Source organism: Zooshikella harenae, from assembly GCF_018837975.1.
GTDB classification, from domain to species: Bacteria; Pseudomonadota; Gammaproteobacteria; order Pseudomonadales; family Zooshikellaceae; genus Zooshikella; species Zooshikella harenae.
This window is the reverse complement of record NZ_JAGSOY010000008.1, coordinates 99823-122564: the sequence shown is the minus strand read 5'-3', so window position 1 is coordinate 122564 and position 22742 is coordinate 99823. Positions and strand designations below refer to the sequence as shown.

Sequence of the window (22742 nt, the reverse complement as noted above, 5' to 3'; positions counted from 1 at the left end):
GCGTCCGCCAGTCCTCTGCTTTCGGCTCTACATGCTTAGCTTCCGTCTACTGGGTTAACCTTAATCGGCCCGACGGTCAGGGCGAACAAGGCGAGCCTGCGAAAGTTTAGCCGAGTTGATGCAGACAGTCTTCTCAGCGATCTTACTAAATATGACAGTTACCACCACCCCGTAAGCTGGCTAGTGGAACTGCTAGCTGGGATTAAGCAGCTAGAGCGTAGTTTTCGTCGTTTGCGACTATTAATTTGCAGCTTTGGATTTACGAGATTGGCTGCCATCTCGACATGCACCAGAAAGGTTCGTAACCGTCGTCGAATCCAGATCGCCCCCGGTAGAAACCTCGTCTCTTCTTTAACTATGACCTAAATGTGGGGTTCAGGTCAACCTAATTCAAGTACTTACTTTGCTAATTTTGGTCAACTTTATTTAATTATATTATTATTTTTATACAACTACTGGCGCATTAAGCGTTGTTTTTGCCTTTGCCAGTCACGTTCTTTTTGGGTGGCGCGTTTATCAAACTCTTTTTTACCTCGGGCAATGGCTATTTCACATTTGACCATATGTTTTTTCCAGTAAAGCGCAGTACAAATACAGGTTTGGCCTTTTTGCTGCGCAGCGGAAAAAAGTTTGGCTAACTCTTTGCGGTGTAAGAGTAGCTTCCTATCTCGCAGTGGATCTGCGACGATATGTGTGGAAACTGTGGTGAGTGGTTGTATTTGTGTGCCAACTAACCATGCTTCGCCATCTTTTAGCAGAACGTAACTGTCTACCAGTTGGGCTTTGCCTGCTCGCAGGCTTTTTACTTCCCATCCGGTTAAAGCAATGCCTGCCTCGAATTTCTCGTCAATATGAAAGTCGTGGCGAGCTTTTTTGTTAAGAATAATCGTGCCGGACTGCTGGCCGGTGCCTTTCTGTTTTTTAGCCATGCGAGCTATTATAAATTTTTATAACAGTTTGTGCTATGACTATGTGCTACATGTTCTTGTGAGAAATTTACAGTTGGTTAAAATGTAACCTTTGCGCCAAATTAGAACAAGAAAAGAGGTAATAACAACATGGCAGAATCAACTGCATCAACGAGTGCTACTTGGGCCACGAGGTGGACATTTATTCTGGCCGCTACCGGGTCTGCTGTTGGGTTAGGAAACATTTGGAAATTTCCATTTATTACTGGGGAGTATGGGGGAGGAGCTTTTGTATTAGTTTATTTGTTATGCGTTGCGTTTATTGGGTTACCGATTTTAATGTCTGAGGCGCTTATTGGACGACATGCGCGGTGTAATCCAATAAGTGCCATGAGTAATCTTGCTGCTGAGTCGGGTAAAACTCGAGCTTGGGGACTCGTTGGTTGGATGGGGGTGTTAGCGGGTTTTTTTATTTTATCTTTTTATAGTGTTGTTGCGGGTTGGGCTTTGGACTACACCCTGGAAATTGGTCGGGGTACCTTTAATAATGTTGCTTCTGGCTCAACAGGAAAAATGTTTGAAGATCTAATTGGTGATCCCAAACGTCTTATGATTTGGCATACACTATTTATGGTCATTACTGCGTTTATTATTGCGCGGGGGATTCATAAAGGGCTGGAAAGCAGTGTACGTATTATGATGCCAACATTATTTTTACTGCTTGTGGTAATGGTAGTTTATGCAGTATTTAAGACTGATAAGTTTGCAGATGGACTAAAGTTTTTATTTGCATTTGATATTGAAAAAACCTTTTTTACCTATGAGAAGGTAGTAGATGGTGCAGTGACAGCTTGTAAGTGGGCTGAAGCTGGCTGTGATAAAGTATTTACCTCAAAACCACTTATTGCTGCAATGGGGCATGCCTTTTTTACACTTAGCTTGGGCATGGGAGCAATAATGGCTTATGGTGCCTATATGCCTAAGCAAGCCAATATAGCCAGTACAGCAATAACTATTGTATTTTTTGATACTGTTGTTGCGTTGTTGGCAGGTATGGCCATTTTCCCCATCGTTTTTGCTAATGGTATGGAGCCATCTTCTGGTCCTGGTCTGCTATTTATTTCCTTACCACAAGCGTTTGGTAATATGCCTTTTGGTCAAGTCTTTGGTTGCTTGTTTTTCTTCCTGGTCACTATTGCGGCTTTAAGCTCTGCTATTTCACTTATTGAGCCAGCTGTAGCCTATTTGACGCAGCGATTTTCTGTCGGTAGGGTAACAGCTACAATTGGTTTTAGCTTTTTAGTGTGGTTTTTGGGTATTGGCTCTGTTCTGTCATTCAATGAATGGGCGGATGTTAAACCATTTTTTGGCAGAACAGTGTTTGATTTTCTGGATTATTTGACAGCAAATATTATGTTACCTCTTGGTGGAATGTTAATTGCGATATATGCAGGGTGGGCGTTAAAACGTTCTCTGGTTCTGAATGAATTAGCCCTTAAAAATCTGCTTTATTTCAATTTATGGCGTGCTACTTCAAGAGTCATTGCTCCTGTAGCAGTGTTTGTTGTATTTATTGTGACGCTTATTCAGTCTTTATAAGGGTAAAGCATCAGTTAATGGCAGTGATTAATCGTTCAGCTCTGGTCATGTATTCGGCCAGAGCGATGTTTGACCTCATCAATGACATTGAGTCTTATCCTCACTTTTTGCCTTGGTGTGTTGGAGCGAAGGTTCATTCAAGGCATTCTGATATGGTGGAAGCAAGCTTAGATGTTGCAAAAGGTGGTCTCAGACATTCGTTTACTACTCGAAATCATTTATCGGAATGTGATTCCATAGAAATGGAGCTGGTTCAAGGACCATTCTCCAAGCTCAAAGGAAAGTGGCACTTTAAGGCGCTTGCAGATAATGCATGTAAGGTGGAATTGGATATAGCCTTTACCCTCTCTGGTAAAATGCTAGAAAAGACGCTTGGCGCTTTCTTGGTGTCAGCAACCAGCTCAATGGTGGATGCTTTTTGTCAACGCGCAAAGGAAGTTTATGGTTGATATCGCTGAAGAACAAATCAAGGTTGAAGTGGCTTATGCACTGGCAAATAAGCAAAAAGTAGTCGTGCTTAATATGCCAAAAGGTTCTTCTGTTTTTGATGCGGCGATTGCTTCAAAGCTTGATAAGGAGTTTGAGGGTATTAACTGGGATACTGCCAAGATGGGAATTTTTGGTAAGTTAGTACCTAAACCCAAGGAGCGAGTGTTAGAAGAGGGGGAGCGAGTAGAAATTTACCGACCACTAATTGCTGACCCCAAAGAAGTTCGTAAACGGCGAGCAGAAAAAGCGAAGCTTGCTAAACAGACAGAGTCGCCTGACTAGTCTAAGCGGAGCTACCCCTTTGACGGTTTAATACTAAGCCTTGAGTAACCATTAACCTGGCTACTCAAGGCTTGTTTGAGCACACTTCATATTAAAAGTCTTCTGCTGGAACGTCTTCTAATAGCTCACTATCACTTGATACATCTGCACTTGTTTCATCTTCTGGTATAGGTATACCTGCTTCTTCCATGATAGCTTTGGGATCTGGGCGAAAATCTCCCGAAAAGTGAGTCAGTATGTCATCTTTAAAGAAAATACTGAGTGTTTCTTGGGAGCGGCCTTCTCCTCCTGGTTGAAAGCTGTAGACATAATCCCAACGCTCTTGGTTAAAACTATCTATCAAGAGAGGGGAGCCTAAAATAAAGCGTACCTGTTGCTTGGTCATTCCTGGGCGTAGTTGGTTTACCATATCTTGAGTGATGATATTGCCTTGCTGAATATCAATCTTATACACGCCAGGAAAGCTAACCGTACGATGGTCGCTATCTGAGAAAAATGAACAGCCACTAATGCATATTAAAAGTGACGCGAGAAAAGTGAATTTTGTTAAGGTGTTTTGCATCTTATTAAGACTTCCACTATCTTGGGTCAAAGTGAGATAATACCTTACTTCTTGGCGTCTGCTAAGGGTTCGATTTATAAAGGATAGTGTTGTGGAAAATCAAGAGTTAAGAAAAGCGGGTCTGAAAGTAACTTTGCCCAGAATTAAGATACTGCAAATTTTAGAAAATGCAGACCATCGCCATATGAGTGCTGAAGATGTTTATAAAGCCTTAATGGATGCCGATGAAGATGTTGGTTTGGCAACAGTTTACCGTGTTTTAACTCAGTTCGAAAATGCTGGCTTAGTGGTTCGGCATAACTTTGATGGTGGACATTCTGTATTTGAGTTGGCTCAGGGTAACCATCATGACCATATGGTGTGTGTGGAGTCAGGCCGTATTGTTGAGTTTTGTGATGAAGATATTGAAAAACTACAAAAACAAATAGCAGAAAAGCATGGTTATGATCTGGTTGATCATAGTCTTGTGCTTTATGTGAAACCTAAAACACAAAAATAAATTTTTGTGACATAGTTTGCTACTAACCTGACTCCTCATTATTAAGTTAATACTGATGTACACTTACACACTTTAGGCCTAAGTGATTCTTAAAATAGACAATGCATTTAGTGTAAATTTGCCTGTGTTTTAAAAAAGATAAAACTCAAATAGATCGTCTTTGGTCTATTTGAGCACCAGGTGAAGAATTATGGTTAGATGTATAAAACCACTTTTTACTTTGGCTTTCTTCAGAAGAAATTAAGTTACTACTTGCTTTTTATATGCAGCTTTATAATGATAGCTGTGTCAGCGCTGTACTTGGATCCTCATGTATTTCTTATACACTGCGGTCCTCCGTGCAGTGCTTCCTTGCTCTTACAAAAAAATCACTATTTTTAGAGGGGCCCTTTAATCTACTATTGGTTAAATAAATATTTAGTGAATTATTTTTTACATTTATTTGTTTAATAAAATTATCTGTTACTCAACAGTAGTAATCATTTCTTTAGCATGTGCCAGTGTATGTTCAGTGATATTAAGCCCACCTAACAAGCGGGCAATTTCAGTGACTTTTTCCTCCGCACTTAGTGTTGCAATATTAGTGTGAGTAGTATCAGTCTTTACCTGTTTATGAACAAAAAAGTGTTGATGCCCTTGTGAAGCAACTTGAGGGAGGTGTGTTACACACAACACTTGCCCTTTGCCTCCGATCTTTCTTAGCAGTTGACCTACCGTTTCTGCAACACCACCACTTATTCCAACATCAACCTCATCAAACACCAAAGTAGGTGTCGTTGAAAGTTGTGCAGCAATCACTTGAATCGCTAGGCTGATTCGAGATAACTCACCACCTGAAGCAACTTTTTGCAGAGGTTTGGCAGGTTGTCCTGGGTTGGTGCTGACTAAAAACTCAACATCTTCCACGCCAAAAGGTTCTGGTGTATGGGTAGGTATATGCGTTAACTGTACTTGAAAGTAACCATTTGGCATGCCAATTTGTTGTATTTGTTCAGAAACCTTTTGGCTAAGTGTTTTGGCTGACTTCTCTCTGAGCTTTGAAAGCTTCTTGGCTTTTGCGAAATAGTCTTTTTCTAAACGAGCTATTTCATGGGTGAGAACTTCTAAGGAGTCATCAGAAGACTCAAGTTCCAGCAGACTTTTTTCCAAAGTCTGCTGTTTCATGTAGAGCTCTTCAGGAGAAACTCTGTGTTTACGGGCTAAGTCATAAATAGCACTTAATCGCTGTTCTACTTCTTGAAGTCGCTCAGGATTTGCATCAAAATGGTCTGTAAAGCGGTTAAGTTCCGCCACCGCTTCTTCGACTTGAATTTGTGCACTAGCCAACAGTTGCAGTGCATCGTTAATGAAGGTGTTATCAGGTTGTATTTTACTTAAAGCATGCTGAGTAATATTTAAGTGATGAAGAATGCTACTGTTATCGCTATCACTACACAGCGTTAATGCTTGTTGGCAGTAATGCATTGATGATTCTGCATTCGCTAGCATTTTTTGTTCTTGTTCCAGTGCCTCTATTTCATTTTCCTGCAGGTCCAATAGTTGAAGCTCATGCACTTGATAACTCAATAGTTGTACTTTATCTGCCATCTCATCATGTTGCTGGCTAAGCGTATTTAATTTTGTATTACATTGTTTCCAGAGTTGATAAGTCTGATTAACGTTTACACTTAATGCCGATGTTTCGGCAAAAGCATCAAGCAGTTTTCGGTGGGTATCTTTTTTGAGTAGGGATTGATGCTCATGTTGACTGTGAATATCAATCAGCATATCCCCTAACATACGCAAATGCTGAAGGGTTGAGGGGGTACCATTAATATAACCTCGTGAACGGCCTTCACGGGTAACTACCCTACGAAAAATGCATTCATTACCATTTTGTAAATCATGGTCTGCAAGCCATTTTTGAGCGTCTGGCAAGTGCTGTATATCAAAGCTTGCTATAACCTCTGCTTTGTTAGCTTCAGCGCGAATCATATCAACTTCAGCTCGATCACCTAAAGCAAGTCCAAGTGCATCCAGCATAATGGATTTACCAGCACCTGTTTCACCAGTAATCACCGTCATACCTGAGGGAATATCCAGCTCTAGTGTGTCAACAATAGCAAAATTGCTGATAGATAAGTGAAGCAGCATGTATCCACTCCGGCCCTTAACATTGATGAGGGAAAAATAAGTTATCAAAATAGCTGTTTGTTTATACAGTAAACTAGCAGTATTCGGTCGTCAGGTCTAGCCTATAGCATCGGAATAAATCTACATATCATTACAGTTGTAGTCATTGGGCAGTTACCTATACATGTTTAATAGCTAAAGCATAAATGCTGTTAATTTGTACAGTAGCCTTTTTTTGCATCAAATAATAATGAATAGCTAAAAGTCAAGCCTTGAAACGCAGCGGTTTATCCCCATATTGCTGGAAAAATAACCATTTATACGGTTGCCCTAAATAGCTATAGCAATTAACGGAGAGACTGGGATGACTGATAAAAAGTCTACACCTGAGGTTGAAGAAGTCGTAGCGAGCGATCAACAGAATGAAGCTGAAGATACCAGTGTAGAAGTATCTGAAGTGGAAGTAGATCAAACTGAAATTGAAGATACTATTGCTGACAAGCAGGCTATTGAGTCTCTACAAACAGAAGTTAATTCGCTGCAGAATGCCTTGGTGGAGGCTCAGGAGCAAGCATTACGTGCTCAAGCGGATGCGCAGAATGTTAAGCGTCGTTCTCAACAAGATGTTGAAAAAGCCCATAAATTTGCACTGGAAGGTTTTAGTAAGTCTCTGTTACCTGTCATTGATAGCTTAGAGCGAGGCTTAGAAACGGCTAATCGTGATGAGCCAGGGCAAAAGGCTATGTGCGAAGGAATTGAGCTAACGTTAAAGATGTTTATTGATGTGTTGCAAAAGCATAATGTTGAACAGCTTGATCCTGTCGGAGAGCCGTTTGATCCACAATACCATGAAGCAATGTCTATGCAGGAAAGTCCTGATGTCGAACCAGGTACTGTACTTGCTGCGTTGCAAAAAGGATATACCCTGAGTGGACGGTTGATTCGTCCAGCAATGGTTATTGTGGCTAAGCCTAGTGAAACAAAAATCGATGAGAAGGCTTGAAATTGCTAGAACAGGACGCATATAGCAAAGCAAATAGAGTAATCACTGGCAATCTCCTATATATGCGTATGCAGACAGCGGTTGACTCAACATTTTCAAATTAGGGTTATTGACGAATTAGCTACTCTACATAGGTAGAGTATGGAGAGATAAAAAAATGGGTAAAATCATCGGTATAGACCTGGGTACAACCAACTCTTGTGTTGCACTTTTGGATGGTGACAAGCCAAAAGTGATTGAAAATGCGGAAGGTACTCGTACAACACCTTCTATTATTGCTTTCACTGATGATGGCGAAACACTTGTAGGCCAGCCAGCAAAACGTCAGGCGGTCACAAACCCCAACAACACATTGTTTGCAATTAAGCGGTTGATAGGTCGTCGTTTTGCTGATGATGTGGTGCAAAAAGACATTAAAATGGTTCCTTACAAGATCGTTGAAGCTAAAAATGGCGATGCTTGGGTTGAAGTGAAAGGGGACCAAAAAGCACCACCCCAAATTTCAGCTGAAGTCTTGAAAAAAATGAAAAAGACGGCTGAAGACTACCTTGGTGAAGCAGTTACTGAAGCCGTTATTACTGTACCTGCTTACTTTAATGACTCTCAGCGTCAGGCAACAAAAGATGCTGGTCGTATTGCCGGTTTAGAAGTTAAGCGGATTATTAATGAGCCTACAGCGGCTGCTTTGGCTTATGGCATGGATAAAAAGCGTGGTGATTCCACAATTGCTGTATACGACCTGGGTGGTGGTACATTCGATATCTCCATTATCGAAATTGCTGAAGTTGATGGTGAGCACCAATTTGAGGTATTGGCGACTAACGGTGATACCTTCCTAGGCGGTGAAGATTTTGACTTACGCCTGATTGATTATTTGGCAGACGAGTTCAAAAAAGAGCAAGGCATTGACTTGCACAATGACCCACTAGCGTTGCAAAGACTAAAAGAAGCAGCAGAAAAAGCGAAAATTGAGCTTTCTTCTAGTCAGCAAACAGATGTAAATCTACCTTACATTACCGCTGATGCGACTGGACCTAAGCACCTTAATGTCAAAGTGACACGTGCAAAGTTAGAGTCATTGGTTGAAGAGTTGGTTACACGCTCTATTGAGCCATGTCGTATTGCACTAAAAGATGCTGGGCTGGATATTTCTGAAATCAATGAAGTTATTCTGGTGGGTGGTCAAACCCGTATGCCTATGGTTCAGCAAAAAGTTAAAGACTTCTTTAATAAAGAGCCTCGTAAAGATGTTAACCCTGATGAAGCTGTAGCAATGGGTGCTGCAATTCAGGGTGCAGTATTGTCTGGAGATGTTAAAGATGTATTGCTACTTGACGTTACGCCGCTAACATTGGGTATTGAAACCATGGGTGGAGTCATGACTCCATTGATTGAGAAAAATACGACAATTCCAACGAAAAAGTCGCAGGTTTTCTCAACGGCAGAAGACAATCAAACAGCTGTAACCATCCATGTTTGCCAAGGTGAGCGTAAGCGTGCTGGCGACAACAAATCACTGGGTCGATTTGACTTGGCTGATATCCCAACTGCGCCACGTGGTGTACCTCAAGTTGAAGTAACATTCGATATTGATGCTAATGGTATCTTGAATGTTTCTGCTAAAGACAAGGCAACAGGCAAAGAGCAATCTATTGTCATCAAAGCATCAAGCGGCTTGTCTGATGGTGAAATTGATTCAATGGTTCAGGATGCAGAAGCTCATGCTGAGGAAGACCGTAAGTTTGAAGAACTGGCAAATGCTCGCAATGCCGCTGATGGTTTGATCCATGCTACGAAGAAAACAGTAGAAGAAGCGAAAGATAAAGTTTCTGCTGATGAAAAGGAAAAAATAGAAAAAGCCATTGAAGAGCTGGAAAAAGCCCTCAAAGGTGACGACAAAGAAGAAATAGAAACTAAAACTAAGGCATTAACAGAAGCATCTTCTGCCCTGGCGCAACGTATGTATGCCGAGCAAGCACAACAAGGCGAGGCTGGCCAAGCTCAACCTGAAGGTGAGGGTGCAAACAAATCTGCTGATGATGCTGTTGATGCAGAGTTTGAAGAAGTAAAGGATGAGAAGAAGTAACCTTTTGCTAAAGAGGTATTTTTCTCAACAGGGTGACAACCCTAATGGTATAACGCGGGAGTGCTTCCCGCGTTGTCGTTTGTGTCTATAACTGTCTTGTGCCGAAACAGCAATTGTTTTTCGGGGTAATAAGCTCGCAGGTTTTCTAAAGCTATGGCCAAAAGAGATTACTATGAAATTCTGGGTGTTTCCCGGGATGTTTCTGAAAAAGACTTGAAAAAAGCCTACCGTCGTATGGCCATGAAATATCACCCTGATCGAAATCCAGGGGATAAAGCTGCAGAAGATCAGTTTAAAGAGGTTAATGAGGCATTTGAGGTGCTTTCTGATTCACAAAAGAGAGCAGCTTATGATCAGTTTGGTCATGCTGGAGTGGATGGTCAGGCTGGTGCTGGTGGCTTTGGCGCAGGTAGCTTTGGTGATGTTTTTGGCGATATTTTTGGTGATATCTTCGGAACGGCAGCAGGTGCCGGGCGTGGGCGTAGCAGTGTACAGCGGGGTGCTGACTTACGCTACTCTATGGAGTTAGAGCTTGAAGAAGCTGTAAGAGGTATTGAAAAGAAAATTCGTATTCCGACACAAGTAGAGTGTCGAACCTGTGATGGTTCTGGAGCACGTAAAGGCTCTTCACCAGAAACATGTAGTACATGTGGTGGTGTTGGTCAGGTTCGTATGCAACAGGGCTTTTTCTCTGTACAACAAACCTGTCCAGCATGTCATGGTACTGGTAAGGTCATTAAGGACCCATGTCGAGACTGTCATGGTGAAGGTCGTGTTGAAGAATACAAAACCCTTTCAATTAAGATTCCAGCAGGTGTAGATACAGGTGATCGTATTCGCCTTTCTGGTGAAGGGGAAGCAGGGCTAAATGGTGGGCCTGCAGGTGATTTATATGTTCAAGTTTCTGTACGAGACCATAAGATATTCCAGCGTGATGGCAAGCATCTTTACTGTGAAGTACCCATTACCATTTGTGATGCTGTCTTAGGAGGGGAATTAGAAGTCCCAACACTGGATGGCAAAGTTAAATTAAAAATTCCACCTGAAACACAAACAGGTAAACTGTTTAGAGTTCGAGGAAAAGGCGTTGCACCTGTTCGTGGTGGAGCTCAGGGAGACTTATTGTGTCGTGTAATTATTGAAACGCCAGTCAGTCTGACAAAGCGTCAACGTGAATTGTTTGAAGAATTACAAGCTACATTTGAAGGGGAAGGGGGGCATAAACAATCTCCTCGTAAAACATCTTGGTTTGAAGGTGTAAAAAGCTTTTTTGAAAATATGTAGCGTTAATTATCTTTTGTGCTTTGAGATTGCATGTAGATAGTGTAAGCAGACATTTAAAAATACATTCTGATAAATTTGGCTGGAAGATGATTAAATATTGATCGTTTTCTGGCCAAATTTATATGTACCTACTGAATTTTATCAGCTCGCTGATACTGTTTGGAGGCAGTAGGCTAGAGTGCTTTCAATATAACAAGTAATAAAGTGACTCAACCTCAAGTAGCATGTTAAAAGTAATTCACTGTTCATTTTTTATTTAGCAAAAATCATAAAGTTGAGGGGCGTATGATTCGCATAGCAGTTGTCGGAGCCACAGGTAGAATGGGACGTACACTCATTCAAGCCATCACTGAAAGCAAGGGCTGTCAATTAACAGTGGCTACTGATCGACCTGATAGTTCGTTAGTGGGAGCGGATGTAGGCGAGCTGGCAGGTTTGGGAAAAATGAATATTGTTCTGTCAGCAAGCTTGGATAATTGTCTAGATCAGTTTGATGTAGTTGTCGATTTTACCCGCCCAGAACATACCTTGCACAATGTAGCCCTTTGCCAACAATCGAATAGAGCTATTGTTATTGGCACCACTGGGTTTAGCGATGAGCAAAAACAGCAGTTACAAGAAGCGGCCAAAACAACCTCTATTGTTTTCGCACCTAATATGAGTGTTGGTGTTAATTTGTGTTTTAAATTGTTGGAATTGGCAGCAAAAGTAATGGGTGATGATGTCGATATTGAAGTGATAGAAGCTCATCATCGACATAAAGTTGATGCACCATCAGGTACGGCACTCCGGATGGGAGAGGTTGTCGCTGAGGCATTAGGTCGAGACCTTAAGACATGTGCAGTCTATGGTCGTGAAGGTATAACCGGAGAGCGAGATCGTAAAACTATTGGTTTTGAAACGATTCGTGCGGGTGACATTGTGGGTGATCATACAGTGATGTTTGCTGCTGAGGGTGAGCGTGTTGAGATTACTCATAAAGCCAGTAGCCGTATGACATTTGCACAAGGTGCCGTTCGAGCAGCTAAGTGGTTGGCGAAGAAAGAACCTGGTCTTTACGATATGCAGGATGTTTTAGGCTTACGTTAATACAAGATTTAGTTCTCAACGTAATTTTTTGTAAGCGACCTCGATTTTCCAATAGACGCCGGGCAAGATTTTATTTTAAAATTCCTTAAATTTGTGCCAAGAAAAGGGGTTTGGTTTACAAATGTCCGGCTATCAGAAAAAAGCAAGATGTAGCAGATAATAACTGCAGGCATCTTGCTTTTTTTTTGCCTATGAAAAAATGTATCAGAAAATGTGAGGGAGTTAGCTTTGTCAACACCAGCAATATTAGCCCTTGAAGATGGTTCGATCTTCTCAGGGGTGTCGATCGGCGCTGATGGGCAAACAGCAGGAGAAGTGGTTTTTAATACTGCTATTACAGGTTATCAGGAAATCCTGACAGACCCTTCTTATGCTCGTCAGCTTGTCACTTTAACGTATCCACATATTGGTAACACAGGTATTAATCAACAAGATAATGAGTCTACTCAAGTATGGGCGAGTGGGTTAATTATTCGGGAGCTATCGCCTGTTGTGAGTAATTGGCGTAGCCAACAATCGTTATCTGAATTTTTAAAAGAAAAGGGAATTGTCGCTATTGCTGAGATTGATACACGCCGATTGACGCGTATTCTTCGCGAAAAAGGTGCGCTATCTGGCTGTATTATGGCTGGTACGTCAATCTCAGAAACAGAGGCTTTTGCTCAAACTGAATCATTCCCTGGATTAAAAGGAATGGACTTAGCGTCTGTTGTTACTACAGATAAAATCTATGAATGGAACGAGGGTGAATGGCAGCCATCATCCAATGATTTTTCAGCCAGCAATGAAAAGCCATATCATGTGGTAGCCTATGACTTTGGTGTTAAGCATAATATTTTAAGGATGCTAGCCCATAGAGGTTGCCGTATTACTGTGGTGCCTGCCACGACACCTGCCAGTGAAGTGTTAGCTATACAGCCAGATGGAGTATTCCTCTCAAATGGTCCTGGTGACCCTGAACCTTGTGCTTATGCTATTGAATCTATTCGCGCACTACTTGAAGCTAATATGCCATTATTTGGTATCTGTTTAGGTCACCAATTATTAGCTTTAGCTTCAGGTGCCAAAACTGAGAAAATGAAGTTTGGACATCATGGTGCCAATCATCCTGTGCAAGACCTTAATACCAGTAAAGTGATGATTACCAGTCAGAACCATGGTTTTGCTGTGAGTAAAGCATCATTACCTGAAAATGTTGAAGTCACTCATAAGTCACTTTTTGATCAATCGTTACAGGGTATTCGGTTAACGGATAAACCTGCTTTTAGCTTCCAAGGTCACCCTGAAGCAAGCCCTGGCCCCCACGATGTAGCTCCCCTCTTTGATCTCTTTATCGATTTAATTCGATCTCGACGCTGATTAGCCCTTACAGCAAATCGCCTCTGCATAAACGTAAACACACAATAGATGTAACAAATTTACCGTCAGTGAAGAGAAAACCATGCCTAAACGTCACGATATCAAAAGTATTCTAATCCTCGGTGCAGGCCCTATTGTTATTGGTCAGGCTTGTGAGTTTGACTATTCTGGAGCGCAAGCGTGTAAAGCACTTCGAGAAGAAGGGTTCCGCGTTATTCTCGTGAACTCCAATCCTGCGACCATCATGACGGATCCTGTGATGGCTGATGCAACTTATATTGAACCTGTTCGCTGGGAAACCGTTGCCAAGATTATAGAAAAAGAAAGACCTGATGCCCTATTGCCTACGATGGGCGGGCAGACTGCACTGAACTGTGCGCTGGATTTGTATAAGCATGGCGTTCTGGAAAAGTATAGCGTAGAGATGATTGGTGCTAATCATGATGCCATTGATAAAGCAGAGGATCGACAGCGTTTTGATATAGCCATGAAAGAGATTGCTCTGGAGACACCAAAGTCTGGTATTGCACACTCCCTGGAAGAAGCGTTGCAAGTACTCGACAAGGTAGACTTCCCTTGCATTATTCGCCCTTCTTTTACGATGGGAGGAACAGGTGGTGGGATTGCCTACAACCGTGAAGAGTTTGTCGAAATCTGTGAGCGTGGTTTAGACCTTTCACCAACACGTGAACTATTAATTGATGAGTCACTGATTGGTTGGAAAGAATTTGAAATGGAGGTTGTGCGGGATAAGAAAGACAACTGCATTATTGTTTGTTCTATTGAAAATATTGACCCGATGGGTGTTCACACTGGGGACTCAATTACTGTAGCACCTGCACAGACATTAACGGATAAAGAATATCAACTGATGCGAAATGCATCTGTTGCTGTATTGCGAGAAATTGGTGTTGAGACGGGGGGCTCAAATGTTCAGTTTGCACTGAACCCTGAAAATGGTCGAATGGTAGTGATTGAGATGAATCCTAGAGTATCTCGTTCTTCTGCTTTGGCCTCAAAAGCAACGGGGTTCCCGATTGCAAAAGTCGCAGCTAAGTTAGCAGTCGGTTATACCCTTGATGAATTACAGAATGAAATAACGGGTGGCATTACGCCTGCTTCGTTTGAGCCTTCTATTGATTATGTAGTGACTAAAGTGCCGCGTTTTGCCTTTGAAAAATTCCCAAAAGCAGATAGCCGCCTTACAACGCAGATGAAGTCTGTGGGAGAGGTAATGGCGATTGGTCGTAATTTCCAGGAGTCATTCTTAAAAGCACTGCGTGGTTTGGAAGTAGGTGTGACAGGTCTAGAAGCCAAGCTGAATTTAAACCAGGATGGTGCTTTGGAGCAGTTGAAAGTTGAGTTAATTACTCCCCGAGCTGAGCGCGTATGGTATGTAGGGGATGCATTTAGAGCATCGATGACGGTAGAAGAAGTACATCAGTTGACCCATATAGACCCTTGGTTTTTGACATATATTGAAGACATTATAAAAGCAGAGCAGCAAGTTAAGTTGGGAGGAGGGTTAAACAGCCTCAGCAAGCAAGCTCTTTGGCAATTAAAGCGTAAAGGCTTTTCTGATGCTTGTTTAGCAAAGTTGCTCAGTGTCAGCGAAAAAGCTGTTCGAGAATACAGACAAAAGCTGGGGGTGCATCCAGTTTATAAGCGAGTGGATACCTGTGCGGCTGAGTTTGCGACAAGTACTGCTTATATGTACTCGACGTATGATGAAGAGTGTGAGGCAGCACCCACAAAGCGTGAAAAAATGATGGTGTTAGGTGGAGGTCCTAACCGAATTGGTCAGGGTATAGAGTTTGACTACTGTTGTGTGCATGCAGCTCTGGCATTGCGGGAAGAAGGTTATGAAACCATTATGGTTAACTGTAACCCGGAAACGGTATCAACGGATTATGATACGTCAGATCGGCTCTATTTTGAGCCTGTTACCTTAGAAGATGTCTTGGAAATTGTGGCTATTGAAAAGCCAAAAGGGGTGATTGTTCAGTATGGAGGCCAAACACCACTTAAGCTTGCTAGATCGTTAGAAGCTGCGGGTGTGCCTATTATTGGTACGTCGCCAGAAGCTATTGACCGAGCAGAAGACCGTGAGCGTTTTCTACAAATGATCCAGCGTTTAGGGTTGCTTCAGCCTGAAAATGCAACAGCGAGAAGTAGTGAGGAAGCAGTTAAAAAAGCGGAAGAAATTGGTTATCCACTTGTTGTCCGGCCCTCTTATGTGTTGGGTGGACGAGCGATGGAGATTGTTAGTCAAGAGTCTGAATTAGTACGCTATATGCGTGAAGCAGTTCAGGTTTCCAATGAAAGTCCTGTGTTATTGGACTCATTCCTCAACCGTGCAATTGAGGTTGATGTGGATGCAGTTTGTGATGGCGAAATGGTGGTAATCGGTGCTATCATGCAGCATATAGAGCAAGCTGGTGTCCATTCGGGCGATTCTGCTTGTTCCCTGCCTCCTTACAGCTTAAGCCAAGAAATACAACAAACCATTCGTGATCAAGTGACATGTATGGCACTTGAACTTGGAGTTATTGGCTTGTTAAATGTTCAGTTGGCAGTGCAGGATGACAGGGTTTTTGTTATCGAAGTTAATCCTCGTGCATCGCGTACAGTACCTTTTGTGTCCAAGTGTATTGGCCAATCTCTGGCCAAAATAGCAGCCAAAGTTATGGCAGGGCAGTCACTTGAAGACGTTGGATTTACCTCTGAGGTTATTCCGAATTATTGGTGTGTAAAAGAATCAGTGTTCCCCTTTAATAAATTTCCTGGGGTTGACCCTATTTTGGGGCCAGAGATGAAATCTACAGGTGAAGTGATGGGGGTAGGTGATAGCTTTGCCGAAGCCTTTGCTAAGGGGCATGCTGCCACTAATTTACCTAATACAGGGAAGGTGATTATTAGTGTACGTGATGAGGATAAACCACGTGCAGTGAATGTTGGAAAGTTGCTTATTTCACTGGGCTTTGAGCTTTATGCGACAGAAGGCACAGCGCATGCCTTCAATGCGGCAGGTGTTCCTGTAACTAAAGTCAATAAAGTCAGTGAAGGGCGTCCTCACTTGGTTGATATGATTAAAAACGACGAAATTAGTTTGATGATCAATACCACGGAAGGGCGGCAGGCAATTGCTGACTCTTATATTATTCGCGGCTCGGCTTTACAGCACAAAGTTCCTAATGCGACAACAATTGCAGGTGCTGAAGCAGTTGCCGAAGCGATCCGTTTTGGACCAGAAAAAACGGTTAGACGCTTACAAGATTTACATAAAGGTGTGACTGGATGAATAGAATACCAATGACAGTCAGTGGTGAGGTAGCACTTAGAGAAGAGCTTAAACACCTTAAGACTGTGGAGCGTCCTCGGATTATTCAAGCAATAGCTGAGGCTCGAGAGCATGGAGATTTAAAGGAAAATGCTGAGTATCACGCAGCGCGTGAGCAGCAAGGTTTTACAGAAGGCCGTATTAAAGAGATAGAAAGTAAGCTTTCATCTGCTCATGTTATTGATGTCACAAAAATTACTAAAACAGGTAAAGTGATTTTTGGGGTGACAGTTGAGTTGCTTAACTTAAATACGGACGAAGAAGCAGAGTACCAAATTGTTGGTGATGATGAATCAGATATTAAACATGGGAAAATATCTGTAAACTCGCCGATTGCTCGTGCGCTGATTGGCAAGGAAGAGGGCGATGTAGCGCTTGTCAGGACGCCAAATGGTGAAGTGGAGTATGAAATAGAGGAAGTTAAACATCTCTAGGTATAATAAGATTCAAATGTTGTTGCGAGTATAGCTGTGAACCCCTCGTCCTATTATGGAAGAGGGGTTTGTTATATTCGGTCAGAAGGAAAGTCTGCCGTTAATGCCGATGTAGATTTGAGAGATGCAGGTTGGGTTCTTCTGCTGGGCGATAAATCAAAGCAATATTGCCAATTGTTTGGACCAGTTCGGCTTGGCACTCATTACATAATACTTGAATTAACTGCTGTTTAACCTCTCGATCACCGACTTGAAATTTGATTTTTATTAGTTCGTGATCATTGAGTGCTCTTAAGGTTTCTTCAACAATGCTACTGGAAACGCCTTTTCCAGCTACAGTTACAATAGGTTTGAGGTTGTGCCCAATGGCACGAAATTGCTTTTTCTGACTGGCAGACAACGACATTATTTATAAATCCACTGTGAAAACATAAAATACTCACGGATAATAATACCCGAGTTGGAATAATTTTAGCCTATGAGTACGCTTGGTAACTATTTTACAGGCTATTTTTCTAACAATGAATGCTTGCTTTAGTAAGCCAGATAACAGAGTTGTACGTTATGGGTAAGTCGAAAAGTAGTCATCGCTGGCTGCAGGAACATTTTTCTGACCACTATGTAAAAAAATCTCAACAGGATGGATACCGTTCCAGAGCAAGTTATAAATTACTGGAAATTCAACAAAAAGATAAATTGTTGCAGCCAGGAATGACTGTAGTTGACTTGGGTGCAGCGCCTGGGGGTTGGTCACAAGTTGCTGTTAGCCTGGTTGGAGATCAAGGGAAAGTTGTAGCGTCAGATATTTTGCCAATGGACCCTGTTGCTGGTGTTGATTTTATCCAAGGTGACTTTACTGAAGATGAAGTTCTGCAGGAAATTCTTGCTGTTATTGGTGATACACCAATAGACCTTGTAATTTCTGATATGGCCCCCAATATGAGTGGGGTGCTTGCTGTTGATCAGCCCAAAGCGATGTATTTGGCTGAACTGGCTGTTGATTTGGCACAGCAGGTGCTTAAACCAGGTGGGAGCTTTTTAACGAAAGTGTTTCAAGGAGAAGGCTTTGATGCTTATCTTAAAGTATTGCGTCAGCACTTTAAGCAGGTACAAACCCGAAAACCATCATCATCAAGGCCAAGATCCCGTGAAGTTTATCTGCTTGCCCGTGGTCTAAAGCGTTGAGGTAGAGACGAGTGGTAGTCAATCTTGCGATGAGCTTTAAATGAGAAACTGTTGCAAATAGATAATCTGTAGTATCGTATGGATTATTCCTTGAACGCTTCTCCAATAACGTGATGAAGCTGGTATGGTTACCGGTTAGAAATCTGGTCTGGCAGACTGAGTGACTGTCAACTTTGTTCACTCTATAGAGGATAGCCCTTTGAATGACATGGCAAAAAATCTGGTGTTGTGGCTAATAATAGCTTTGGTGTTGCTAACAGTGTTTAAAAACTTTGGCAATATGCAATCTTCAACCAAAGAAGTTAGTTATTCCGATTTTGTCACGTACATTGAAAACAAACAGGTTAGTAAAGTTGAAATTGATGGCTCAAAAGTCAATGGGCGCTTTACTGATAATCAAACATTTGAAACTAACCTTCCTCTGGCGGTTCGCGATGACAAACTAATGGATGATTTGTTGCGCAATCAAGTTGAGGTCGTAGTTAAGCCTATTGAAAAGCAAAGCATCTGGACTCAGTTGCTGGTAGCAAGTTTCCCAATTCTTGTCATTATCGCCGTTTTCATGTTTTTCATGCGGCAAATGCAAGGAGGTGGCAGCGGCCGTGGTGGTCCCATGAGCTTTGGTAAAAGCAAAGCCAGACTCCTCAGTGAAGACCAAATTAAAACGACATTCGCAGATGTTGCAGGTGTTGAAGAAGCAAAGGACGATGTGCAAGAGCTCGTAGAATTTTTGCGTGATCCTGGCAAATTCCAGCGTTTAGGTGGGCGTATCCCACGTGGTGTGCTGATGGTTGGCCCTCCAGGTACAGGTAAAACGTTGTTGGCTAAGGCGATTGCAGGTGAAGCGAGAGTACCCTTTTTCACAATCTCCGGTTCTGACTTTGTTGAAATGTTTGTGGGGGTCGGTGCTTCACGGGTTCGCGATATGTTTGATCAGGCCAAGAAACAGTCTCCCTGCATTATTTTTATCGACGAGATCGATGCAGTAGGTCGCCATCGTGGCGCAGGTCTTGGTGGTGGTCATGATGAGCGAGAGCAAACACTGAACCAGCTCTTGGTGGAAATGGATGGGTTTGAAGGTAATGAGGGCGTCATTGTTATTGCTGCCACTAACCGTCCAGATGTACTAGATCCTGCATTGCTGCGTCCTGGACGTTTTGACCGTCAAGTTGTTGTGCCACTGCCAGATATTCGTGGTCGTGAACAAATTCTTAAAGTACATATGCGTAAAGTGCCTATTTCTGAAGATGTGAAGCCAGCCGTTATTGCTCGAGGAACACCAGGCTTTTCTGGGGCTGACTTAGCTAACTTGGTTAATGAGGCTGCTTTATTTGCTGCACGTGGTAACCGTCGTGTTGTAGGCATGGATGAATTTGATAAAGCCAAAGATAAAATCATGATGGGTGCAGAGCGTAAATCCATGGTGATGAGTGAAAAAGACAAGGAAATGACAGCTTTTCACGAAGCTGGTCACGCAATTGTCGGCTTAAAAATGCCTGAGCATGATCCTGTTTATAAAGTAACAATTATTCCTCGTGGTCGTGCACTTGGTGTCACAATGTATTTACCTGAGGAAGACAAAGTTTCTTACAGTAAACGCTATTTATTAGGGCGTATTGCCTCTGCTTATGGTGGTCGTATTGCTGAAGAATTGATTTATGGGGCTGATGGAGTATCAACAGGGGCCCAAAATGATATTCAACAGGCGACTCAAATGGCCAGGAATATGGTTACTAAATGGGGATTATCTGAAAAGGCTGGTCCATTACTTTATGGTGAAGAAGATGGTGAAGTCTTCTTAGGCAAATCGCAAGGGGCGCATCACTTGAATGTGAGTCCTGATACTGCCCGATTAATTGATGGGGAAGTTAAGCATATAATTGATACTTGTTATCTGACAGCAAAACGGCTTATTGAAGAAAACAGAGATAAGCTGGAATTGATGAAAGATGCGTTAATGGAGTATGAAACAATTGATGCTGACCAGCTAAATGACATTATGGCAGGCAAAAAACCTAAGCCGCCCGCGGATTGGCCTGAAGATGGGACAAACGGGGGAGCCAAAGTTGAAGATGTCAGTGTTAGTGATAGCAAAGAAAGTAGTACTTCTGATTCAAAAGAAGCATCTAAAAAACCCTCTATTGGAGGACCTGCAGGTGAGCATTAAGCTCACCTTGCATTTTGTTAACCTGCCCTAATTAAGTTTCTTGCTCTTCGGTTATGACAACATCTACTTTGATGCTGAACTGTGGTGATAAAGTATTAGACTTATCTACACCACAGGTGATGGGTATTTTGAATGTAACGCCTGACTCATTTTCAGATGGTGGTCAGTATTGCAATCTGGATAAGGCGCTTCAGCATGTAGAAAGAATGATTTGTGCTGGTGCTGCAATCATCGATATTGGTGGTGAATCCACTCGCCCAGGTGCTGATCCTGTAACTGTGCAAGCTGAGTTGGATAGAGTGTTACCTGTTTTATCTGCACTAAAACAGCGTTTTGATATTGTTGTTTCAGTGGATACGAGTACACCTGAAGTGATGTTTGAGGCAGCACAGTTAGGTGCAGGGTTGATTAACGATGTTAGGGCATTAAATAGAGACAATGCCCTAACAGTTGCTGCAGATCTAACTATTCCTATTTGTCTAATGCACATGCTTGGTGAGCCTGCTACTATGCAGCAGCTTGCCAAATACGATGATGTTGTTGATGAAGTAATAGCTTATCTACAGCAACGAGTAGATGCATGTATTGGTCATGGCATTAAGAAGCAGCGTTTGCTGGTAGACCCTGGTTTTGGTTTTAGTAAAACGCTAGATCATAATTTGCTGCTACTTAAACATTTGAATAAGTTACAGCTGCTTGAATTGCCCTTGCTTGTTGGTTTATCACGAAAGCGCATGATTGGTGATGTGCTAGGTAAACCAATATCAGAAAGGCTATATGGTAGTCTCGCCTTAGCTGCTTGGTCGGTACTGCATGGGGCTCATATTGTGCGAGTACATGATGTAGCAGAGACTGTTGATGTGATTCGTATGCTAAATGCAATACAGGATTAACAGTTCAGCTTTGAGGTAAATAAGGGCGGTTGTTGGAGGCAATTTAAGTATGGAAAAAAAGTTCTTTGGTACTGATGGTATACGTGGAACAGTTGGTGAGTTTCCAATAACACCAGATTTTATGCTTAAGCTTGGGTGGGCTGCAGGTCGAGTATTTGCAGGGAAACAGCAAAGCAAAATAATAATTGGCAAAGACACCCGAATTTCGGGATATATGTTTGAGTCTGCCTTAGAAGCTGGGCTTTCTGCTGCTGGCGTCAATGTTGACTTGCTAGGTCCTATGCCTACACCTGCTGTAGCCTATCTTACCAGAACTTTTCGAGCGCAAGCTGGAATTGTAATTAGTGCTTCACACAACCCTTATCAGGACAATGGTATTAAGTTCTTTTCTGGAAAAGGACTAAAACTTGATGATGACATTGAGCTTCAGATTGAGCAAATGCTAGATCAAGATATGAGCGTTGTCGGTTCTGATGCAATTGGTAAGGTAACTCGCATTAATGATGCGGCAGGTCGCTATATTGAATATTGTAAAAGTACAGTTAATGGTAGTGTCAGTTTAAAAGGGCTCAAAATTGTCGTTGATGCTGCCAATGGTGCAACTTACCATGTTGGACCTGCTGTATTCAGGGAATTAGGTGCGGAGGTGATTGCTATTGGGGTTTCACCTAATGGCATGAATATTAATAAAAATGTAGGTTCAACCTCTCTAGGCTCTTTGCAGCAAGCTGTAATGGACCAACAAGCTGATCTTGGCATTGCCTTTGATGGTGATGGTGATCGCGTGCTAATGGTAGACCACACAGGCTGTGTAGTTGATGGAGATGAGCTACTTTATATTATTGCACGACATCAGCAGTTGCATAAGGCGTTGCAAGGTGGTGTTGTAGGCACTCTGATGACCAACTTAGGGGTAGAAAAAGCGCTTGAGGCTGCTTCAATCCCTTTTATTAGAGCAAAAGTTGGTGATCGCTATGTGAATGAGCAACTTACTTCAAATAATTGGTGTCTTGGTGGAGAGTCTTCCGGGCATATTATTTGTCGCCATGTAACCACGACAGGTGATGGGATTGTTTCAGCATTACAAGTGCTGAAAGCGATGTTTTGTGCCGAGCAGAATTTATACGAGTTAAAGCAGGGTGTTCAAAAATATCCACAAATCATGATCAATGTCAAAATGAAACAGCAGCTGAATATTTCTAATAATGCTGCTGTTCAACAGGCCGTAGCTCATGCCGAAAACAGCTTAGCTGACAAAGGTCGTGTATTATTACGTCCTTCTGGAACTGAGCCTGTAATACGTGTCATGGTTGAAGGTGAAAATGAACAATTGGTTTCTCAGTTAGCTGAAGAGTTAGCTGGGGTCGTACAACAGGCTGCGTCAATTTAGTTAGTAGGTCAGTAGGTTGTATATTACTGGCTACTACGCTAACATGGCCGGCCTCAAGTGA

At 42.3% G+C, this 22742-nt stretch carries 19 protein-coding genes and 1 other RNA gene; 15 read left to right on the top strand and 5 right to left on the bottom strand.

Annotated features, from left to right (window positions below; all coding sequences use genetic code 11):
* Positions 1 to 330, bottom strand: a transfer-messenger RNA (tmRNA) gene (ssrA, locus tag KCG35_RS06015); the annotation flags it as partial.
* A 122-nt stretch (positions 331 to 452) separates the two neighbouring features.
* Positions 453 to 929 (bottom strand): SsrA-binding protein SmpB, encoded by a 477-nt coding sequence (smpB, locus tag KCG35_RS06010; RefSeq protein WP_215818770.1) that lies wholly within the window; start codon positions 927 to 929, stop codon positions 453 to 455.
* Between the two features lie 129 nt (positions 930 to 1058).
* On the opposite strand from smpB, the gene KCG35_RS06005 reads away from it, so the two are divergent.
* Genes KCG35_RS06005 through KCG35_RS05995 form a run of 3 tightly spaced genes read left to right on the top strand, consistent with a single transcriptional unit; the run spans position 1059 to position 3278 of the window.
* The gene (locus KCG35_RS06005; protein WP_215818769.1) at positions 1059 to 2507 is read left to right on the top strand and encodes a sodium-dependent transporter; all 1449 of its coding nucleotides are present in this window, start codon (positions 1059 to 1061) and stop codon (positions 2505 to 2507) included.
* Between the two features lie 17 nt (positions 2508 to 2524).
* Positions 2525 to 2956, top strand: a complete 432-nt coding sequence (locus KCG35_RS06000; protein WP_215818768.1) for a type II toxin-antitoxin system RatA family toxin — start codon at positions 2525 to 2527, stop codon at positions 2954 to 2956.
* On the top strand, positions 2949 to 3278 hold the full coding sequence (locus tag KCG35_RS05995; RefSeq protein ID WP_215818767.1) for an RnfH family protein: 330 nt from the start codon (positions 2949 to 2951) through the stop codon (positions 3276 to 3278). The genes KCG35_RS06000 and KCG35_RS05995 overlap by 8 nt, the downstream gene beginning before the upstream one ends.
* A 91-nt stretch (positions 3279 to 3369) precedes the next feature.
* Here KCG35_RS05995 and KCG35_RS05990 read toward each other — a convergent pair whose 3' ends face one another.
* The gene (locus KCG35_RS05990; protein WP_215818766.1) at positions 3370 to 3840 is read right to left on the bottom strand and encodes an outer membrane protein assembly factor BamE; all 471 of its coding nucleotides are present in this window, start codon (positions 3838 to 3840) and stop codon (positions 3370 to 3372) included.
* Between the two features lie 91 nt (positions 3841 to 3931).
* Between KCG35_RS05990 and fur the strand changes: the two genes are divergently transcribed.
* The gene (fur, locus tag KCG35_RS05985; RefSeq protein ID WP_215818765.1) at positions 3932 to 4339 is read left to right on the top strand and encodes a ferric iron uptake transcriptional regulator; all 408 of its coding nucleotides are present in this window, start codon (positions 3932 to 3934) and stop codon (positions 4337 to 4339) included.
* 462 nt (positions 4340 to 4801) lie between these two features.
* Here fur and recN read toward each other — a convergent pair whose 3' ends face one another.
* Positions 4802 to 6472 (bottom strand): DNA repair protein RecN, encoded by a 1671-nt coding sequence (gene recN / locus KCG35_RS05980; protein ID WP_215818764.1) that lies wholly within the window; start codon positions 6470 to 6472, stop codon positions 4802 to 4804.
* Positions 6473 to 6815: 343 nt separating this feature from the next.
* Between recN and grpE the strand changes: the two genes are divergently transcribed.
* The 7 genes from grpE (at position 6816) to greA (ending at position 17046) form a co-directional block, all read left to right on the top strand.
* On the top strand, positions 6816 to 7454 hold the full coding sequence (gene grpE / locus KCG35_RS05975; RefSeq protein WP_215818763.1) for a nucleotide exchange factor GrpE: 639 nt from the start codon (positions 6816 to 6818) through the stop codon (positions 7452 to 7454).
* Between the two features lie 157 nt (positions 7455 to 7611).
* Complete coding sequence (dnaK, locus tag KCG35_RS05970) at positions 7612 to 9540, top strand: molecular chaperone DnaK (RefSeq protein ID WP_215818762.1); 1929 nt, start codon at positions 7612 to 7614, stop codon at positions 9538 to 9540.
* 153 nt (positions 9541 to 9693) lie between these two features.
* Positions 9694 to 10824, top strand: coding sequence for a molecular chaperone DnaJ (gene dnaJ, locus KCG35_RS05965; RefSeq protein ID WP_215818761.1), 1131 nt, complete (start codon positions 9694 to 9696; stop codon positions 10822 to 10824).
* A gap of 285 nt (positions 10825 to 11109) precedes the next feature.
* A complete protein-coding gene (dapB, locus tag KCG35_RS05960; RefSeq protein WP_215818760.1) occupies positions 11110 to 11913 on the top strand; it encodes a 4-hydroxy-tetrahydrodipicolinate reductase in 804 nt (267 codons plus the stop codon).
* A gap of 228 nt (positions 11914 to 12141) precedes the next feature.
* Positions 12142 to 13272, top strand: a complete 1131-nt coding sequence (gene carA, locus KCG35_RS05955) for a glutamine-hydrolyzing carbamoyl-phosphate synthase small subunit (protein WP_215818759.1) — start codon at positions 12142 to 12144, stop codon at positions 13270 to 13272.
* 82 nt (positions 13273 to 13354) lie between these two features.
* Positions 13355 to 16573 (top strand): carbamoyl-phosphate synthase large subunit, encoded by a 3219-nt coding sequence (gene carB / locus KCG35_RS05950; RefSeq protein WP_215818758.1) that lies wholly within the window; start codon positions 13355 to 13357, stop codon positions 16571 to 16573.
* Positions 16570 to 17046 carry a transcription elongation factor GreA gene (greA, locus tag KCG35_RS05945; protein ID WP_215818757.1) on the top strand — a complete coding sequence of 159 codons (477 nt, stop codon included), beginning with the start codon at positions 16570 to 16572 and terminating at the stop codon, positions 17044 to 17046. Before carB ends, greA begins: the two co-directional genes overlap by 4 nt.
* A gap of 100 nt (positions 17047 to 17146) precedes the next feature.
* On the opposite strand, the gene KCG35_RS05940 is transcribed toward greA, so the two are convergent.
* Positions 17147 to 17452: a YhbY family RNA-binding protein gene (locus tag KCG35_RS05940; RefSeq protein WP_215818756.1), complete on the bottom strand. Its 306-nt coding sequence runs from the start codon at positions 17450 to 17452 to the stop codon at positions 17147 to 17149.
* 158 nt (positions 17453 to 17610) lie between these two features.
* Here KCG35_RS05940 and rlmE point away from each other — a divergent pair, with 158 nt between their 5' ends.
* The 4 genes from rlmE (at position 17611) to glmM (ending at position 22681) form a co-directional block, all read left to right on the top strand.
* Entirely contained in the window at positions 17611 to 18231 is a 621-nt protein-coding gene (gene rlmE / locus KCG35_RS05935) for a 23S rRNA (uridine(2552)-2'-O)-methyltransferase RlmE (protein WP_215818755.1), read from the top strand.
* A gap of 208 nt (positions 18232 to 18439) precedes the next feature.
* Positions 18440 to 20398, top strand: a complete 1959-nt coding sequence (ftsH, locus tag KCG35_RS05930) for an ATP-dependent zinc metalloprotease FtsH (protein WP_215818774.1) — start codon at positions 18440 to 18442, stop codon at positions 20396 to 20398.
* A gap of 53 nt (positions 20399 to 20451) precedes the next feature.
* Positions 20452 to 21291, top strand: coding sequence for a dihydropteroate synthase (gene folP / locus KCG35_RS05925; protein ID WP_215818754.1), 840 nt, complete (start codon positions 20452 to 20454; stop codon positions 21289 to 21291).
* Positions 21292 to 21340: 49 nt separating this feature from the next.
* The gene (gene glmM, locus KCG35_RS05920) at positions 21341 to 22681 is read left to right on the top strand and encodes a phosphoglucosamine mutase (protein ID WP_215818753.1); all 1341 of its coding nucleotides are present in this window, start codon (positions 21341 to 21343) and stop codon (positions 22679 to 22681) included.
* Positions 22682 to 22742: the final 61 nt, after the last annotated feature.

Coding starts and splice junctions, on each gene's coding strand:
- smpB (WP_215818770.1), bottom strand. CDS start 929: ATGGCTAAAAAACAGAAAGGCACCGGCCAGCAGTCCGGCACGATTATT.
- KCG35_RS06005 (WP_215818769.1), top strand. CDS start 1,059: ATGGCAGAATCAACTGCATCAACGAGTGCTACTTGGGCCACGAGGTGG.
- KCG35_RS06000 (WP_215818768.1), top strand. CDS start 2,525: ATGGCAGTGATTAATCGTTCAGCTCTGGTCATGTATTCGGCCAGAGCG.
- KCG35_RS05995 (WP_215818767.1), top strand. CDS start 2,949: ATGGTTGATATCGCTGAAGAACAAATCAAGGTTGAAGTGGCTTATGCA.
- KCG35_RS05990 (WP_215818766.1), bottom strand. CDS start 3,840: ATGCAAAACACCTTAACAAAATTCACTTTTCTCGCGTCACTTTTAATA.
- recN (WP_215818764.1), bottom strand. CDS start 6,472: ATGCTGCTTCACTTATCTATCAGCAATTTTGCTATTGTTGACACACTA.
- grpE (WP_215818763.1), top strand. CDS start 6,816: ATGACTGATAAAAAGTCTACACCTGAGGTTGAAGAAGTCGTAGCGAGC.
- dnaK (WP_215818762.1), top strand. CDS start 7,612: ATGGGTAAAATCATCGGTATAGACCTGGGTACAACCAACTCTTGTGTT.
- dnaJ (WP_215818761.1), top strand. CDS start 9,694: ATGGCCAAAAGAGATTACTATGAAATTCTGGGTGTTTCCCGGGATGTT.
- dapB (WP_215818760.1), top strand. CDS start 11,110: ATGATTCGCATAGCAGTTGTCGGAGCCACAGGTAGAATGGGACGTACA.
- carB (WP_215818758.1), top strand. CDS start 13,355: ATGCCTAAACGTCACGATATCAAAAGTATTCTAATCCTCGGTGCAGGC.
- greA (WP_215818757.1), top strand. CDS start 16,570: ATGAATAGAATACCAATGACAGTCAGTGGTGAGGTAGCACTTAGAGAA.
- KCG35_RS05940 (WP_215818756.1), bottom strand. CDS start 17,452: ATGTCGTTGTCTGCCAGTCAGAAAAAGCAATTTCGTGCCATTGGGCAC.
- rlmE (WP_215818755.1), top strand. CDS start 17,611: ATGGGTAAGTCGAAAAGTAGTCATCGCTGGCTGCAGGAACATTTTTCT.
- ftsH (WP_215818774.1), top strand. CDS start 18,440: ATGGCAAAAAATCTGGTGTTGTGGCTAATAATAGCTTTGGTGTTGCTA.
- folP (WP_215818754.1), top strand. CDS start 20,452: ATGACAACATCTACTTTGATGCTGAACTGTGGTGATAAAGTATTAGAC.
- glmM (WP_215818753.1), top strand. CDS start 21,341: ATGGAAAAAAAGTTCTTTGGTACTGATGGTATACGTGGAACAGTTGGT.